General features: G+C 68.2%; 12 protein-coding genes and 2 pseudogenes. 8 read left to right on the top strand and 6 right to left on the bottom strand.

The genetic code is table 11. The features are described 5' to 3' along the window. Nucleotides 1–174 precede the first annotated feature (174 nt). From RF645_RS11980 to RF645_RS11970, 3 genes are all read left to right on the top strand, one after another. Entirely contained in the window at nt 175–1,476 is a 1,302-nt protein-coding gene (locus RF645_RS11980; RefSeq protein ID WP_157796690.1) for a hypothetical protein, read from the top strand. A gap of 228 nt (nt 1,477–1,704) precedes the next feature. Beyond that, on the top strand, nt 1,705–3,066 hold the full coding sequence (locus tag RF645_RS11975; protein ID WP_368819147.1) for a hypothetical protein: 1,362 nt from the start codon (nt 1,705–1,707) through the stop codon (nt 3,064–3,066). A 336-nt stretch (nt 3,067–3,402) separates the two neighbouring features. Beyond that, nucleotides 3,403–4,254 (top strand): hypothetical protein, encoded by an 852-nt coding sequence (locus RF645_RS11970; RefSeq protein ID WP_157796679.1) that lies wholly within the window; start codon nt 3,403–3,405, stop codon nt 4,252–4,254. Between the two features lie 102 nt (nt 4,255–4,356). Here the strand turns inward: RF645_RS11970 and RF645_RS11965 are convergent, their stop codons facing one another. Then, nucleotides 4,357–4,695, bottom strand: coding sequence for an aldehyde dehydrogenase family protein (locus RF645_RS11965; RefSeq protein ID WP_235044779.1), 339 nt, complete (start codon nt 4,693–4,695; stop codon nt 4,357–4,359). Nucleotides 4,696–4,732: 37 nt separating this feature from the next. Between RF645_RS11965 and RF645_RS11960 the strand changes: the two are divergent. From RF645_RS11960 to purU, 3 genes and pseudogenes are all read left to right on the top strand, one after another. Further along, a pseudogene (locus tag RF645_RS11960) lies at nt 4,733–5,578 on the top strand (aminomethyltransferase family protein); the annotation flags it as partial. Beyond that, entirely contained in the window at nt 5,571–6,218 is a 648-nt protein-coding gene (locus RF645_RS11955; protein WP_006215738.1) for a sarcosine oxidase subunit gamma, read from the top strand. The pseudogene RF645_RS11960 and the gene RF645_RS11955, both read left to right, overlap by 8 nt. Then, complete coding sequence (gene purU, locus RF645_RS11950) at nt 6,218–7,117, top strand: formyltetrahydrofolate deformylase (RefSeq protein ID WP_006215737.1); 900 nt, start codon at nt 6,218–6,220, stop codon at nt 7,115–7,117. Before RF645_RS11955 ends, purU begins: the two co-directional genes overlap by 1 nt. A 134-nt stretch (nt 7,118–7,251) precedes the next feature. Here the strand turns inward: purU and RF645_RS11945 are convergent, their stop codons facing one another. The 5 genes and pseudogenes from RF645_RS11945 to RF645_RS11925 form a co-directional block, all read right to left on the bottom strand. Continuing rightward, a complete protein-coding gene (locus tag RF645_RS11945; RefSeq protein ID WP_006215736.1) occupies nt 7,252–7,419 on the bottom strand; it encodes a hypothetical protein in 168 nt (55 codons plus the stop codon). 87 nt (nt 7,420–7,506) lie between these two features. Beyond that, nucleotides 7,507–8,406 (bottom strand): dioxygenase, encoded by a 900-nt coding sequence (locus RF645_RS11940; protein WP_368819146.1) that lies wholly within the window; start codon nt 8,404–8,406, stop codon nt 7,507–7,509. Further along, nucleotides 8,403–9,502 (bottom strand): annotated as a pseudogene (locus RF645_RS11935) (maleylacetate reductase). The gene RF645_RS11940 and the pseudogene RF645_RS11935 overlap by 4 nt, the downstream one beginning before the upstream one ends. Nucleotides 9,503–9,558: 56 nt before the next feature. Beyond that, nucleotides 9,559–11,424 (bottom strand): gamma-glutamyltransferase, encoded by a 1,866-nt coding sequence (gene ggt, locus RF645_RS11930; protein ID WP_368819145.1) that lies wholly within the window; start codon nt 11,422–11,424, stop codon nt 9,559–9,561. Between the two features lie 81 nt (nt 11,425–11,505). Beyond that, nucleotides 11,506–12,717, bottom strand: coding sequence for an MFS transporter (locus tag RF645_RS11925; protein WP_368819144.1), 1,212 nt, complete (start codon nt 12,715–12,717; stop codon nt 11,506–11,508). A 231-nt stretch (nt 12,718–12,948) separates the two neighbouring features. Between RF645_RS11925 and arc the strand changes: the two genes are divergently transcribed. Together arc and dop are read left to right on the top strand one after the other, a co-directional pair. Then, nucleotides 12,949–14,670, top strand: coding sequence for a proteasome ATPase (arc, locus tag RF645_RS11920; RefSeq protein ID WP_368819143.1), 1,722 nt, complete (start codon nt 12,949–12,951; stop codon nt 14,668–14,670). Next, nucleotides 14,667–16,304 (top strand): depupylase/deamidase Dop, encoded by a 1,638-nt coding sequence (gene dop / locus RF645_RS11915; RefSeq protein ID WP_368819142.1) that lies wholly within the window; start codon nt 14,667–14,669, stop codon nt 16,302–16,304. The genes arc and dop overlap by 4 nt, the downstream gene beginning before the upstream one ends. The last annotated feature ends 97 nt before the right edge of the window (nt 16,305–16,401 follow it).

Genomic DNA, 16,401 nt, shown 5'->3' with positions numbered 1-16,401 from the left:
TGAGGGGAGGGAGAATCGAACCTCATCTTAGCTGGCGCAGGGTCGGTCACGGCGTCAATTGGGAAATATCATGCCCTTGTCGGGTCACCATCCAGAACCGGCGTCTGTGATGTATACACTCGTGCAGACTGTTGCCCCCCCCACCCCCGAACGCGCAGATTCACGGAGGACCCCATGGCGAAGCGTCCAACTCCCCATCAGATCACCACTTATGTGAGGTCTGGCCCAGGCGGGTCAGCGGCAGCCGTTTCCGCAGAAGACGTCCTGTGGCTGGCGAAGGAGCGATCGGATCTTTACGACAGCGCCCTCAAGAAGCTTGGACACACCATGGCAGAGCAGGCGTTCAAGCACTCCGTGGACGACGTATTTCAGAAGTACAGAGATTTCACAGGTCCTTGGATCGATCGCATAAAGCACCCTGCGTCGCGATTGTTGAAGGCTCGGCTCAATGCTTACGAGTCTGCATGGAATGCCGGAATGGGTGACCTGCGGGTTGATTCATCCCCCGATGATGCCCGCGCCGTGTCAGAGCGGATCGCCCGTCTCTACGAGGGCTCTGGCAACCTGACCGAAGTGCAGACTCTTGCACTTCGCGGTCAGGTGGAGTCGCTGTGGTCGCGTGATGTTGCCGGTCAGACCTTCGAGGAGGTGCGGGGGCACCCCAAGAACGCATCATTGGCCAAATCGTGGGATCGGGGCGCGCTGAGCTACTTCAATTCCAACCAAGTCTTCGAGCGGTCGCGGTCGGCCGAAAATATTGTCGGCACCGTTCCAGAGGTGGCTACCTCAAAATCAGCTTTCGTCATATCGGTGGACCCGGTATTCTTCCGAATCTATGCCCCGATGTTTCTGTTCAATGCGCAGCAGATTCCTGAAGTGGACCTGGTCCTCTTGGTCTGTGCGGGGGCTGATGAGGCAGGAGAGCTGATCGAGGAGTCAAGACAGTATCTGGAAGCGCTGTCCCGAATGAACAAGCAGAACGTGCCGCGAAATGTTCACTTCCATGCGTTTCCCGTACCGGATTGGGTTGGAGATCGGACGACATTCTATGCGTGTGCTCGGTTTCTCGCATTGCCCCAGATCCTGGAGCAGTATGAATATGTATATTCCATTGATGCGGATCTGATCATGCGCTACGACCCGACGGCCTTCTTCAGGAAGACTGCAAAGGTTGTACTGTCGTTCCCCCATATCGCTGGATCGCTGGGAATGGTCCCATGGCGTCGATACATGGCCGGGAATCTGGTGGCGACTCAGAAGCTGCTCGGGGCCTCGTTCATCGGGGATCTGGAGTCCTATATCACTGCTGGTCTTGATCAGCCGCGAGCATGGACACTGGACCAGAACGCGCTGGCGTATGCCGTTGAACGATGTGATCCGGGAGTCTACGAGCCGCTCGAGAATTACAGCAGGCCCCTCATCACATCGACCTTCATGAACCGCTGGGAGAGGAATTACGTGCGGGCGACACGCTGAACTGGGCATCTCGATGCGTGTGATCACACCGGAAGCGGCTGGGGCAGCGCCTCGGCCGCCCGGAGCTTTGCTGGTTCCGCGATAGCCTGCTGGGCGGCCGTCGAGCAGCTCGGCGCGCACCACCCCACCCCCACACGAGAGGAACGATCTGTCCTCAGGAAGATCCTGATCATCGGACTCGCGTACTTCGGAGTCACCGTCGGAGCAGGATTCGGATCTGGGCAGGAGATGCTCCAGTTCTATGTCTCCTATGGCTGGTGGGGTGTGGCCGGTGCCGCCGTGAACCTGATCATCATGCCGCTGACGACCATGGCGATCCTGCAGTACGGCAGCTACTTCCGGGCCCAGACGCACGGCAAGGTCTTCGACTCGATCACCACGTCGCTGGTCTCGAGGTTCATGGACTACGGACTGTCCGCAGCCCAGTTCTGCATCGGCTTCGTGATGCTCGCCGGCGCCGGATCGAACCTGAACCAGCAGTTCGGCCTGCCGCTGTGGGTGGGCTCGGCCCTGATGGTCCTCATGGTGATCATCGCCGGCATGTTCAACGCGGACCGCGTCGGCAGCATCATCGGCATGATCACCCCGGCGATGATCGTCGTGATCCTGTGCGCCGCCATCTACTCGATCTCCACCTTCTCGGGGACCCTCGGCGGCGTGCACGAGTTCGCCCTCGAGAACGTGACCTCGACCCTGCCCAACTGGTTCCTGGCCACCGTGAACTACACCGGTCTGTCCATGTTCAGCGGCATCGCCATGGCGATCATCATCGGCGGCCAGAACTGGAGCCCGCAGGCCGCAGGCTGGGGCGGGTTCCTGGGCGGCGCCATCTTCGGGGCCCTGCTGATCCTGATGACGATCGGGCTCCTGCTCAGCGTCGAGGACATCTACAGCTCGGATCTGCCGACCCTCGCGCTGGTCAACGAGATGAACCCCGTGCTGGGGCTGATCGCCTCGATCGCCACGTACCTCATGATCTTCAGCACGTCCCTGGGCGTCTTCTACTCGCTGGGCAAGCGCCTGGCCGCACCCAAGCCGCAGTACTACCGGTTCATCTTCATCGCCGTGACGCTCGTGGGCTTCGTCCTGAGCTTCATGCCCTTCACCTCGCTGATGAACAACGTGTTCCCGTGGCTGGGCTGGCTCGGCATCATCTTCATCCTGGTCCTCGTGGGCTCCTGGATCCTCAGCGGCCGCACGGACATCTCCGAGAAGAGCCTGCGCCGCGACCGCGTCCGCGCCCTGCTGCTCTACAAACTGGATCCGCAGCGCCGCTGGACGCCCCGCCACGCGAACGCCCTCATCCAGGCGGTCGACGAGTCGAACCTGCGCGCCAGGCACCTGGGCGACTTCATGCACGAGGACGTCTACCGGGAGGCCCTCGACACCTCCGAGATCGACATGTCCTCGATGGGCGAGGGGGAGCTCGGCGAGTACCTGAGCGACCTCCAGCGCACCACGCACGAGCAGCAGATGAAGCAGAAGAAGCAGATGAAGGCGGAGAGGAAGGAAGTGAAGCGCGAGGAGAAGGTCGTGAAGAGGGAGGAGCGGCGCAGCAGGAAGAGCACCAAGGGCTCGTCCACCGAGTGACCTCCTGAGACGACGAGGCCGCCGTCCCGAATCGGGGACGGCGGCCTCGCTGCTGTGCTGGTCCGGTCGGTGCCGCTCCAGTGCAGCGCGACGCTGTCGAGGCTTGCACCCCGCTGTCGATGAAGTCGCATAAGATCGGGCCTTACGTGCCCGGCTGACTGCGTCCTTGGCCCAGGAGGGTCCTGCTGTCTTCCACGCCGGGGCAGCACTGGTCCTGGGGAGCGTCGGAACCTCCACGGGGCATTGTTCGGGAGGACGGAAATGGCGAGATTCAGTCGCCGCGGTCATTGGAGACGCGGGCGGAACGGGAACTACCACTGGGTCAGCTCCCACAACGTGCGTCGCGACGACTTCTCCCGGATGGGTTCCGGCGACTACAGGCATCTGCTCGGGGCCGCTCATCTGAAGACAGCTCCGACACACAGCCCGAAGCCGCGACAGAAGCTGAAGGCGACTGGCGATATCCAGTGGTCGAGGATCTCATCCACGCCGAACGCCGAATGCCCTGTCTGCGGGGCCGATGTCTGGTTCATCCGCAACAAGAACGGCGGCTGCGCCTACTTCGACGAGCTCGGCAAGCCCTGGCCGCTGCACCCGTGCATGTCCAGAGACAGGAGTAGTGCGGACCGGATGGTCGAAGCGGAGGTCAATGGCTACGACTGGGCCGACGGCCGCCCGGTGCGACGAAGCCAACAGTCAGCGGCGACCCGTCCAGCGCTGCCGACGAACAGCCAGACGATGTCCTCTTCGACGTCGCCCTCGTCCGGAGGGCCGAACCATTCGGCAGCTGCCGGGAACAGACCTGACTCAGACTCCATGGACAACGTCTCCTTCGCATTGCTTGCACTGATCGCGCTTGCGATCTCCATTCCTGTCTCGTTCTGGGCATTCGACTATTTCGCCTTCCTCCCGGTCTGGCTCCCGGTCTGGTTCATCGCAGTCCCCACGGTCGTGTCTGCAGTCGTGCTGGTGCGCTTCCTGGTGGTCAACAACATGGCGACGACCGATGCTTGGCCTGATGAGACGGGGACAGGGCTGGCGGGAGCGATCGCTGCGATCATCTCGTCGCTGTTTCTCTTGGCTGCGGCGATCGTCTTCAACGTGATCACTCTGGGTTTCGGACTGCCGGTCATGACTATCGCCACCTGGGGGAGACCCCGGATGAAATCGGAGACTGCCGCCGATTAGGGCTGCGTCGACATCCGCGGGAAATCAACGAGAGCTGTCTCCTGTCCGGCATCGACCTTCGATGCCGGACAGGAGACAGCTCTCGTGGTGGGGAAGTCCCGCTCAGTGCAGGTTGATGAAGATCGTCTTCGTCTCCGTGTACTGGGCGAAGGCCTCCAGGCCGTTGTCGCGGCCGCCGAAGCCGGACTGCTTGTAGCCGCCGAACGGCGTGGTGATGTCGCCCTCGGAGTAGCTGTTGACGGAGATGGCGCCGGCGCGCACGGAGCGGGCCAGGCGCAGGGCGTCGTCGATGTCCGAGACGGCGTCGTCGACGTAGCCGGAGACGCGAGTGAGAGCGGATTCCTCGATCAGCGAGCCCATGGTCGTGCCGGGATCCTGCGGGTCGTCGACCACGTGGGCTTCGGCTGCGGCGGCGAGATGCCCGGCGAGCTCGTCGGCGATCGAGGCGTCGACCAGGATGCGCGAGCCGGCAGAGCAGCGCTACCTCATGACCACCACCACAGGCGGGGCGGCCGACGTGCTGAACTGGCTCGAGGAGTGGTCCCAGACGGAGTGGCCTGAGCTCGACGTCGTCTTCACCTCGGTGACCGAGCAGTACACGACGGTCGCCGTCGTGGGCCCCAGGTCGAGGGAGGTCATCGCGCGGATGGCCCCGGAGCTGGACGTCTCCCAGGAGGCCTTCGGCTTCATGGAGTTCCGCGAGACCACCCTGGCCTCGGGGATCCCCGCGCGGGTATGCCGGATCTCCTTCTCCGGCGAGCTGGCCTACGAGATCAACGTCTCGACCTGGTACGGCCACAGGGTCTGGGAGGACGTCGCGGCAGCGGGGGCCGACTTCGGCATCACGCCCTACGGCACCGAGACCATGCACGTGCTGCGAGCCGAGAAGGCCTACCCGATCGTCGGGCAGGACACCGACGGCACCGTGACCCCGCAGGACCTGGGGATGTCGTGGGTCGTCTCGACCAAGAAGGACTTCATCGGCAACCGCTCCTACGCCCGCGAGGACACCTCCCGTGAGGACCGCAAGCATCTGATCGCCGTCCTGCCCATCGATCACGACGAGCCGATCCCGGAGGGTGCACAGCTCGTGGAGACCGGCACGCCGATCACACCGCAGGACGGGCCCGTGCCCATGGTCGGGCATGTCACCTCGGCCTACCGCAGCGCCGCCCTGGGCCGGACGTTCGGTCTGGCCCTGGTGCTGGGCGGCCGCCAGCGGATCGGCGACACGCTCCAGGCGCCGCTGGTCGATCGGACCGTCGACGTCGTGATCGCCGAACCCGTCCTCTACGACCCCGAAGGGAACCGCCGAGATGGCTGAGACCACCGCACCAGAGATCGCCGCACTGCGGCGCAGCCCGCTGCATGATCTGCGCGAGGAGATGGCCCAGGCCGAGGTGACCGGCGACCGCGGCGTCAGCATCCGGGAGATCCCCTTCCTCACGCTGATCGCACTGCGCGTGGCCCCCGGCACGACGGAGGCGGCGGCGATCGAGTCGCAGCTCGGCGTCGCGCTGCCGTCGGGCGTCGGGCAGGTGACCGGCTCGCCGGAGGCCACTGCCGTCCTGTGGAACGGACCTGACGAGTTCACGGTCGTCCAGCCCGATGCCATGGCCTCCGGGGGCGTTTTGCCGGAGGAGCTGACGGCCCAGCTGGCGGGGATCCTCGAGGAGCACGAGGCCCGCGGCCAGGCTGTCGACGTCTCGGCCAACCGCACGACGATCGAGGTCTCCGGGCCTTCGGCCCGTGCCGTGCTGGAGAAGGGCTGCCGCATGGACCTGCACCCTCGGGGCTTCCCGGTGGGTCACGCGGTGTCGACCAACTACGGGGTCGTGCAGGTGCTGCTGTGGCGCACGGGCGAGCAGACCTGGCGGATCATGCCGCGGGCGTCGTTCGCCGAGCACACGGCGCGCTGGTTCATGGACGGGATGACCGAGTTCGGATCGCAGGAGGTGGCCTGATGGACCCGCGCACCACCACGGCCGCAGTTCCCGTCGGCCCGAGCGACGACCACCTGGTGCTCAGCCTGTCCTGCCCGGAGGCCGCGGGCATCGTCCACGCGGTGAGCGAGGTGCTCTACGAGAACGACTGCACGATCATCGAGCTCGACCAGTTCGACGACCAGCGCACCCGCCGCTTCTTCATGCGGGTGCGCGTGGCCCCCACCGGCGAGGCCCCGCTGGATCCCGCGGTGCTCGAGCAGCGCCTGGCCCCGGTGGCCGAGCGGTTCGAGATGAGCTGGGAGCTGGTCCGCCACGGTGCCAAGCGCCGGGTGCTGGTCATGGTCTCCAAATTCGGGCACTACCTCAACGACCTGCTCTACCGCGAACGCACCGGCGAGCTGCCCGTGGAGATTGTGGCGGTCGTGTCCAATCACCGCGATCACCAGTCGCTGGTGGAGTGGCACGGCATCCCGTTCTTCCACGTCCCCGTGACCCCCGAGACCAAGCCGGAGGCCGAGCAGAAGCTGCTCGACCTGGTGGATCGCTTCGAGGTCGATCTGGTGGTGCTGGCCCGCTGCATGCAGGTGCTCAGCGACTCACTGGCCACCCGGATGGAGGGCCGGGTGATCAACATCCACCACTCGTTCCTGCCGTCGTTCAAGGGCGCCAAGCCCTATCACCAGGCCTTCGAGCGCGGCGTGAAGACCGTGGGAGCCACTGCGCACTACGTCAACGCCGAGCTCGACGAGGGCCCGATCATCGCCCAGCAGGTCCTGGCCGTGGATCACACCTTCGGCCCGGAGGACCTGGTGGCCGCCGGGCGCGACACCGAGCGCAAGGCGCTTTCGGATGCCGTGAAGTGGCACTGCCAGGGGCGGGTCTTCCTCAACGGGAACAAGACGGTCGTGCTGCTGTGAGGGATCGCCAGAGCTGATCATGAGAGGCGCTTGTATAACGATCGACCGCGATCGTTATACAAGCGACCGACCAGACGACGACGGCCGCCGTCTCGCTCGAGGCGAGGCGGCGGCCGTCGTGGTCGGGCAGAGGCTCAGTTCTGCGTGTCCGGCTCCCGTTCCTGGTCGTCGGTCATGGCGCCGACGCCCTCATCGGCGGGCTCCTGGGCCTCGTCCATCTCCTGGATGTTGCGGGCCTCCTCGACGGCGTCGTCGGCGCCGCCGGTCAGTGCCGGGTCGGAATCCTGGTTGCGAGGGGACATCGTGGTCCTCTCCTTTCGGTTCGCGGGGCAGATCGGGATCAGCTTAGGCCCGCCGCCAGGCGCCAGACAGGGGCCTCAGGCGGATTCTCAGGCATTCTCCGGGGCGAGCACGATGTCGAACCGCGCCCTGGCCCAGGTCTGATCGCCCAGGTCACGGCCGTCCGGACCAGGCGTGCCCGCCGGCTGCTCCACGAAGTCCTTGATCAGCGAGTCCTTCACGCCGAAGACCGAGTCGCCGATCTCCAGTTGAGGGTCCCCGGTCACGAAGATGTGCGTGACCAGCGTGCGCAGCTGCGGTGCGGTGACCATGAAGTGCAGATGCGCCGCCCGCACGGGGGAGCGGCCGACCCTCTCCAGCAGCTGTCCGACCGGACCGTCGTGCGGGATGGGGTACGGGGTGGGCGTCAGGGCCCAGAACGAGTAGTGGCCCTCGTCGTCGGCCTGCAGGTGAGCGCGCCCGGCCACGCGGCCGTCGGTGTACTGGACGTCGTAGAACCCGTCGTCGTCGGCCTCCCAGACCTCGATCCGGGCCCCGGGGACGGGCTGGCCCGACGTGTCGGTGACCGTTCCCTCGACCCAGCAGGGCTGACCCGAGGCACCGCCGGCGATATCGCTGCCGATGGGGATCTCGGGGGCGTCCTCGACGAAGAACGGGCCGAAGACCGTGGCCTCGGTGGCATTCTCGTAGGCCTCGTTGTTCACCGCGATGGTCTGCATGGAGGCTCCCAGGACGTCCGAGAGCAGCACGAACTCCTGGCGTCGGTCATCGGTGATGTGCCCGACGGCGGTGAGGAACGCGATCGCCGCGTTCCACTCGTCCTCGGTGAGGCGCACGTCGCGGATGAACGCGTGCAGGTGCCGGGTCAGCGACTCCATCACGGTCTTCAGGCGCGGATCCTGCGTCTGGGCGAAGGAGGCCAGGACGCGCTCGATCAGGTCCTCCTCGACCGCGGTCTGCTCGGGGCTGATCTCGGGCTGGGTGCTCATGACGGGTCTCCTTCGGTTGGGCCGGTCGCGGAGACCAGCGTGTGCGGGTCGTCGCCGTTCAGGGCGGCGGTGAGCAGCTCGCTCAGGTTCTCCTGCGTGACCGGGCGGGGATTGTCGGCGGGGATGGCTGCCAGGGCGATCTCGACGGCCTCGGGGATCCCCTCGGCCGTGAAGCCCAGATCCGAGAGCCGCTTCGGGGCATCGAGCACCCGTCGCAGCTGCTGCAGGCCCTCGAGCGCGGTGGAGCTGCCGAAGGCCGCCGCGATCCTGTCGGCTGCCTCCGGGGCATGGGACATGTTGAAGGCCAGCACGTACGGCAGCACCGTCGCGTGCGTGGGGGCGTGCGGCAGATCGAAGGTCCCGCCCAGGACGTGGCAGATCTTGTGGTGCATGGCCGAGCCGGCCGAGGCGAAGGACACCGCCGCCAGGTAGGCGCCGTAGAGGGTCCGATCGCGTCCGTCGACGTCCTCGCCGTCGGCGGCCACGGCGGGAAGCCCCTGGCTCAGGGCCCGGATCGCCTCCCCTGCCAGCGCGGCGTTGATCGGATCGGCCCGCGGTGCCCACAGGGAGTCGATGCAGTGCGCCAGGGCGTTGAGCCCGGAGGCCACCGACAGCTCGGCGGGCATGGACACGGTGAGCTGCGCGTCGTAGATGACCGTCTGCGGCAGCACGCGACGGTCCACGCCCGTCGTCTTGCGGGCATTCTCCGTCAGCCCCCAGACGTCGGTGCGGAGCCGGCGTAGGTGGTGGGCACGGCGGTGATCGGCACGCCGCTGATCAGTACGATGGCGTTGGCCAGCCCGGTTGTGGACCCGCCGCCCGCACTGACCAGCAGGTCGATCCCGTGCTCGGCGGCCGCGGCACGCCCGCGCTCGGCCACCTCGACGGGCACGTGCATCTCGACCTCGTCGTGCCACAGGGCCACGTCGGTCCGTGAGGCGATCCCGCGGGCCATCTCGAGCTCGCGCTCACCGGCGATGCCCATGACCCGCTGCGCGTCCAGGCGCCGGACCTCTGCGTCCAGGTGCTCGGCGCCGCGGCCGGAGCCGAAGAGCACGCGCTGGGGCAGTGTGGTGTGGGTGAACCCCAGGCTCATGTGCACAGGCCCTTTGAGGGGGTGCGAACGGGATCGAGGCGGAGACGGCCATCGCCTCACCACGCGCGAGCCGCCCCTCCGCCTCCGCGCACCGTCTCGGCGGCCGCCACCAGCCCGATCGCCTCCCGGCTGATCCCGGAGGCGTTGCCGATCCAGTCCTTCTCCTCGCGCGGGGCCAGGTGGTGCCCCAGTCCGGTGAGTCCGCGCCCGGCGGGGGATCCGGCCAGACCCAGGTCCGTCTCCTCGCCGTCCTCGTCATTGCGCGAGCTCAGTCGCGGGGCGGCGATCGCGTCCACGAGCGGCAGCCCCCGCTCGAAGTGACCGGCGATGATCTGGGCCACCGAGGTGATGATCGTGGCCCCGCCGGGGGTGCCGACCACCAGGCGCAGACCGGCGGCGTCGGTGATGACCGTGGGCGCCATCGACGAGCGCGGCCGCTTGCCTGGACCCGGCAGGTTCGGATCGGGCACTCCGGGAGTCACCGGCACGAAGTTGAAGTCCGTCAGCTCGTTGTTCAACAGGAACCCGTGGCCGGGCACCGTGATGCCGGAGCCGCCCGTCTGCTCGATCGTCAGCGTGTAGGACACCGCGTTGCCCCACTGATCCACGACGTTGAGATGCGTGGTCGACTGCCCCTCGTACGGCTCCGGCTGCGCTGCGCCGGCCGGCGGGGCCGTCGTGTAGTCGCCGTCGGGCCAGCCGAACGGGATCGGACGGGGCCGGGCCGACGACGGCTGCATGATCTCGGCGCGCTCGGCAGCGAAGCCGTCGCCGAGCAGCTCGGCGTACGGCACGTCCGCGACGTCGCCCACCCAGCGGTTGCGATCGGCGAAGGCCGTGGCGCAGGCCTCCGAGAAGCGGTGCAGGTAGTCGGTCTCCCCGAGCTGGGCGAGACCGACCCCGGTGCGCAGCTCGTAGTGCTCGAGCAGGTTGAGGATCTCACCCACGGCCACCCCTCCCGAGCTTGGCGCAGGCATCCCGAAAACGGTCATCCCGCGGTACGCGCTGACCGTGGGCGCTCGCAGGACGGGGGAGTAGCAGGCCAGATCCGCCGCCGTCATGGGGCTGCCCTGAACCTCCTGACCGGACACGGCCGAGGGTGCGTTCGCCTCCGCGAGGATCGCGGCCCCGATGTCGCCGCGGTAGAAGACGTCGATGCCCTCGGTGCGCAGCCGCCGGTAGACCTCGGCCAGATCGGGATTGGCGAACGTGCTCCCGACCTCGGGGGCGCTGCCGTCGCGCAGGAAGACGCGGGCGGTCTCCGGGAACCGGGAGAAGCGCTCGGCGTTCTCGTCGGTCTGGGCGTGGAAGTGCTGGTCCACCACGAAGCCGCGCCGGGCCAGCTGCTCGGCCGGCTCCAGCAGCGCACCCAGCGGAAGCGTCCCGAAGCGCTCGGCGGCAAGGGCCCACATGGCCGGGGTGCCTGGCACCCCGATGGACAGACCGGAGTTCACGACGGCGTCGAAGTCCAGCTCGGCGCCCGAGGCGTCGGTGAACTGGGTCTCGGTATAGCTCATGGGGGCCGTCTCGCGGCCGTCGATCGTGTGCACCAGGCCGGTGGCGGCATCGCGGTAGAGCAGGAAGCCGCCGCCGCCGATCCCGCACGAGTACGGCTCGGTGACCCCGAGCGCGGCTGCCATGGCCACGGCGGCATCCATCGCGCTGCCGCCGCCCTGCAGGATGCTCAGGCCGATGTCGCTGGCGTACGGGTCCACGCAGGACACGGCAGCGGTGGTGCCGACCGCCTCGTTGAGCTTCAGTGGCTCGGGCGCGGAGCCCAGCCCAGGATCCGACGGGGCTGGTGCCTCAGGCCCTGGAGCTGCCGCCATCGCCTGACTCGCACCCAGGGCACCGGCCCCCAGTGCCGCCCCGGCTGCGAGGGCTGATCGTCGGGTGATCCGTCCGGTGCTGTGCTGCGTCATCTCCGCCTCCGCTGAGCACTCGTTCCTCGGGTGTGATGCGGAACACCCTACGCTCCGACGGCGAGCAGGGCGGAGGACGGCTCAGCGAGAGCGCTCCCGCCGCGCCAGCACCAGGGCGCAGGCCAGGCCCAGGACGATCCACATGCCCATCATCCCCAGGACCCCGAACCAGCCGGCGGCGCTCCAGATGTGGGTGGACAGCGTCCCGGAGACCGAGCTGCCGGCGTAGTAGAAGATCAGGTACAGGCTCGAGGCGCGCGCGGTGTCCAGACCTGCGCGGTGCGCGCCGTCCACCGCCCATCCGCTGGCCACGGAGTGGGCGGCGAAGAACGCGAAGGTCAGCAGGCCCAGTCCCAGCAGGATGGGCAGCACGGCATCCGGGGTCGTGAGCGCGGCGCCTGCGGCCATGCCCGCGATGCCGAGCGTGACCGCCACAGGCCGCCCCGTGCGCTCGGCCAGACGCCGGGAGAAGGCGGGTGCCAGCAGGCCGGCCGGGTAGGCCAGGTACAGCACTGCCGCCTGCTCGGGGCTCATGGCGAACGGCTCGGCCTCCAGGCGCAGCGACACCGCGTTGTAGACCCCCACGAACACGGCCATGGACGAGAAGCCGAGGCCGCACACCAGGGCGATCCGCCCGCTGCGCAGCAGGCTGAACGTCCCCGTGGCGATATCGACCACCGAGAAGGGGAACCGCGTGGGTCGATCACCCGGCAGCAGGACCACCACGGCCACTCCGACGAGCACCGAGAACACCCCGAGCACCAGGCTCACCAGCTGCCAGCCGCCGAGCCCGGACAGCGGTCCCGGCAGCAGCCGGCCGGCCGCTCCGCCCAGGCCCGTGCCCATGATGTAGATGGCGTTGGCCTTGGCGTGGGCAGAGGCGGCCACCTTCTCGCGCAGATACGCCAGCGCGATCGCAGGCAGCCCGGCCAGGGCGATGCCCGCGGCGGCGCGCAGGATTAGGAAGACCTCCCAGCTCGGGGCCACCGCGCACAGGGCGCTGAGCGCCCCGGAGAGGATCAGCGACCCGGCCATCACCCAGATGCGCCCCAGATGATCGGCCAGCGGCCCCGCCATGAGCAGTCCCAGGATCATCGCCAGGGTCGTGGCGGACAGCGCGGCCCCCGTGGCGCCCTCCTCGACGCCGAACACGCGCGCGAACTCGGGAAGCAGCGGCTGCACGAAGTAGATCAGCGCGAAGTTCGCCAGTCCGCCCAGCGCGAGCACTGCGAGCACTCGGCGATAGCCCGACGACCCCGCCGCGAAACCCTCCTCAGGTCGGCTCACCGACATGCGAGCTCCCCTCCCTGCCTCGTGTCCTCCTCCGGCAGAGGCCGGATATCGATACGCCTGATCGAATCAGTGCTGGCGACTGTGTCACTTGCTGGTCTGAGTGTGACGCCGGGCATGGACAGGCATAAGGTGAACCTCAGACACATGCTCGGCAGTGCGGCCGCGAGCCGGCCGCCCCAGCACCCACAGCACCGTACGCCCCTCACGGCGAGATCAGGATGACCTTCGACGATGACCGAATCGACCTCCGGAGCAGACCCCCACGGCACGGCGCAGGACCATGCGCTGGCCACCGCCCGTCGGCAGGTCGCTCTGGTCCGGGACGAGAAGCGCAATCTGGACCGGCAGCTGGCCACGGCCGGCGATCAGAACCAGAAGCTGCGCACCGCCCTGGAGTCCGCCCGCGGCCAGATCGAGCAGCTCAAGAAGTTCCTGGCCAACGAGGTCGAGGTCCCGCTGACGATCGCCACTCTGGTGCGCGTGGTCCCGCCGTCCACCACGGTGGGCTCGGCGACCCTGACCGCTGACGTCCACATCTCCGGGCGGCTCGTGCGCTGCCCCGTCTCGCCGCTGATCGCCACGGCGGGACAGCTGGAGCCCGGTCGCCAGGTGCTCATGAACGAGAACTCGACCGTGGTCGCCGTGCTGGGCTACGAGCAGTCGGGCGAGCTGGCACCGGTCCAGGAGGTCCTGGACGCCACCCGACTGGTCGTGGGCGGACGCTCCGGCGACGACCGCGTCCTGCGCATGTCCGGCGCCCTGCGCAAGGCCAAGCCGCGCCCGGGCCAGATGGTCTCGATCGACTCCCGCAACGGGATGGCCCTGGAGCTCGTCGAGCGCCAGGAGATGGAGCAGCTGGTCCTGGAGGAGGTCCCGAACATCCGCTACACGGACATCGGCGGCCTGGGCCCGCAGATCGAGGCGATCCAGGACGCGGTGGAGCTGCCCTTCCTGCACCCCGAGCTCTACCGCCAGCATCAGCTGACCCCGCCCAAGGGCATCCTGCTCTACGGGCCTCCCGGCAACGGCAAGACCATGATCGCCAAGGCCGTGGCCCGCTCCCTGGCCGAGCGCGCCGCCGAGCAGTCGGGGGGCAAGGAGGCCAAGGGGTACTTCCTGAACATCAAGGGCCCGGAGCTGCTGGACAAGTACGTGGGCGAGACCGAGCGCCAGATCCGCCAGATCTTCTCCCGCGCCCGCGAGCAGGCCGCTTCCGGCGTGCCCGTCGTGGTGTTCTTCGACGAGATGGAGTCGCTGTTCCGCACGCGCGGCTCGGGGGTCTCCTCGGACGTGGAGACCACGATCGTCCCGCAGCTGCTCACGGAGATGGACGGCGTCGAGAAGCTCGACAACGTGATCATCGTGGGCGCCACCAACCGCGAGGACATGATCGACCCGGCCGTGCTGCGCCCCGGCCGACTCGACGCCAAGATCCGCATCGACCGCCCCACCGCCGAAGGCGCCCGGGAGATCTTCGGGCTCTACCTCACGGAGACGCTGCCGCTGCGCCAGGAGGAGGTCATCGCCGCAGGCTCCCGCGAGGCGGCCCTGGAGCAGCTCATCGAGGTGGGCGTGTCGTCCATGTACGCCCAGGACGACTCCACGCGCTTCCTGGAGATCACCTACCGGGACGGCTCGCGCGAGACCCTGTGGTTCTCGGACTTCACCTCGGGCGCGGTCATCCGCAACGTGGTGGACCGCGCCAAGAAGATGGCGATCAAGGACCTGCTCACCGCTCAGGTGCGCGGCCTGTCCCAGGAGCACCTGCGTCGAGCGGTGGCCGAGGAGTTCCTGGAGCAGCAGGACCTGCCGGACACCTCCGATCCGGAGGAGTGGGCCCGGATCTCCGGGCGCCGCAAGGACACCATCGCGGACCTGCGCTTCGTCCTGCACCGCGGCTCGCGCGCTGCAGCCGCTTCCGCACCGACCGCCCGGGCAGGAGAGCAGTCATGACCGTGCGCCGCATCATGGGGGCCGAGACCGAGTTCGGGATCCTGGCACCGGGCAACCCCCAGGCCAACTCGACCCTGCTCTCCACGCGGGCAGTGACGGCCTACGCAGCCCTGGTGGCCCGCGAGCTCGGCTCGCGCGCGGACCGGACCGTGGACTTCGACTACAGCTCGGAGACGCCGCTGCGCGATGCCCGCGGCTTCGAGCTGTCCCGGGCAGAGGCTCACCCCACCCAGCTCACGGACGTGGCCCCGGTGCTGACCTCGGAGGAGATCGCGGCCGAGGCGCTGACCGAGTCCGGGCTGTGGTCCGAGCAGACGCCGCAGGTCGTGATGAACACGGTCCTGCCCAACGGCGCCCGGCTCTACGTGGACCACTCGCATCCCGAGTATTCCTCGCCCGAGGTCCTCACCCCGCGCGATGCAGCCCTCTACGATCTCGCCGGAGACCGTGTGGCGGCAGAGATCGTGGCCACGCTGCAGGCCACCGCGGAGGCCAGCGACCAGGAGCCCGTGCTGCTGCACAAGAACAACACCGACGGCAAGTCGTCCTCGTACGGCACGCACGAGAACTACACGGTGCCCCGCGACATCGACGACGACGCCCTGACCGCCGCACTGCTGCCCTTCTTCGCCTCCCGCCAGGTCATGTGCGGTGCCGGACGCGTGGGGCTGGGCCCCGGCAGCGAGAGGGCCGGCTTCCAGATCAGCCAGCGCGCGGACTTCTTCGAGCGGAGGGTGGGGCTGGAGACCACCGTGCGCCGGCCCATCGTCAACACGCGCGACGAGCCGCACGCGGATCAGAAGCGCTACCGTCGTCTGCACGTCATCATCGGCGACGCCAACCTGTCCCACTGGGCGCAGGTGCTCAAGTTCGGCACGACGTCCCTCGTGCTGCGCCTGGTGGAGCAGGGCCTGCAGCCCAGGATCGAGCTCACCGAGCCGGTGATGGCGCTGCATCAGATCAGCCACGACCCGTCGCTGCAGGCCGTGGTGGGCCGTCGTGACGGCGAGCCGCTGACCGGGATCCAGATCCAGCGGATGTACCTCGAGGCCGCCGAGGCCATGGAGAGCGCCGACGGAGCGAGCCCCGATCCGGAGACCGCCGAGGTCCTGCAGATGTGGCGCGAGACCCTCGATACGCTGGAGAACGACCCCATGGCCATGGCGGACCGCCTGGACTGGCTGGCCAAGCTCAAGCTGCTGCTGGGCTACCGCGAGCGCGGAGGCCTGCGCTGGGACGACGCCAAGCTGGTCATGATCGACCTGCAGTACCACGACGTCCGCCCGGACAAGAGCCTGTACGGCAAGCTCGAGGCGGCTGGGCGGATGCGGCGCCTCTTCGACGAGCAGGAGATCCGCCAGGCCATGTGGACCCCGCCGGCCGACACTCGCGCGGACTTCCGCGGCCGCCTCGTGGCGCGCTTCCCCGACGACGTCATCGCCGCCGGCTGGGAGACCATCGCCGTGGAGCTCCCCGGACTGCGCCGCGGTGCGCGGATCACCATGCCCGAGCCGACCGAGCTGACCCGGGAGCAGACGCAGGACTGGTGGGCCGCAGCCGACATCGAGGAGTTCATCGAGCGGATGCAGCGGGATCGACCCGATCTGGTGGAGGTCTCCGCCCGCATCGGCTGACACAGCCTCCGTGGTCCACGGCCTCAGCCGGGGCGCATGGCACCGCACACGCAGCGACCGCCCGACGGCCGCGCACAGCAGCGAACATCGAAGGAGA

This window comes from Kocuria sp. CPCC 205260 (assembly GCF_040981045.1).
Lineage (GTDB): Bacteria > Actinomycetota > Actinomycetes > Actinomycetales > Micrococcaceae > Kocuria > Kocuria palustris.
This window is presented reverse-complemented; position numbering and strand designations above follow the sequence as displayed.

Bases quoted from the DNA above. Each gene is read 5' to 3' on its own strand.
- RF645_RS11980 (WP_157796690.1), top strand. From the start codon at position 175: ATGGCGAAGCGTCCAACTCCCCATCAGATCACCACTTATGTGAGGTCT.
- RF645_RS11975 (WP_368819147.1), top strand. From the start codon at position 1,705: ATGCTCCAGTTCTATGTCTCCTATGGCTGGTGGGGTGTGGCCGGTGCC.
- RF645_RS11955 (WP_006215738.1), top strand. From the start codon at position 5,571: ATGGCTGAGACCACCGCACCAGAGATCGCCGCACTGCGGCGCAGCCCG.
- purU (WP_006215737.1), top strand. From the start codon at position 6,218: ATGGACCCGCGCACCACCACGGCCGCAGTTCCCGTCGGCCCGAGCGAC.
- RF645_RS11945 (WP_006215736.1), bottom strand. From the start codon at position 7,419: ATGTCCCCTCGCAACCAGGATTCCGACCCGGCACTGACCGGCGGCGCC.
- RF645_RS11940 (WP_368819146.1), bottom strand. From the start codon at position 8,406: ATGAGCACCCAGCCCGAGATCAGCCCCGAGCAGACCGCGGTCGAGGAG.
- ggt (WP_368819145.1), bottom strand. From the start codon at position 11,424: ATGACGCAGCACAGCACCGGACGGATCACCCGACGATCAGCCCTCGCA.
- RF645_RS11925 (WP_368819144.1), bottom strand. From the start codon at position 12,717: ATGTCGGTGAGCCGACCTGAGGAGGGTTTCGCGGCGGGGTCGTCGGGC.
- arc (WP_368819143.1), top strand. From the start codon at position 12,949: ATGACCGAATCGACCTCCGGAGCAGACCCCCACGGCACGGCGCAGGAC.
- dop (WP_368819142.1), top strand. From the start codon at position 14,667: ATGACCGTGCGCCGCATCATGGGGGCCGAGACCGAGTTCGGGATCCTG.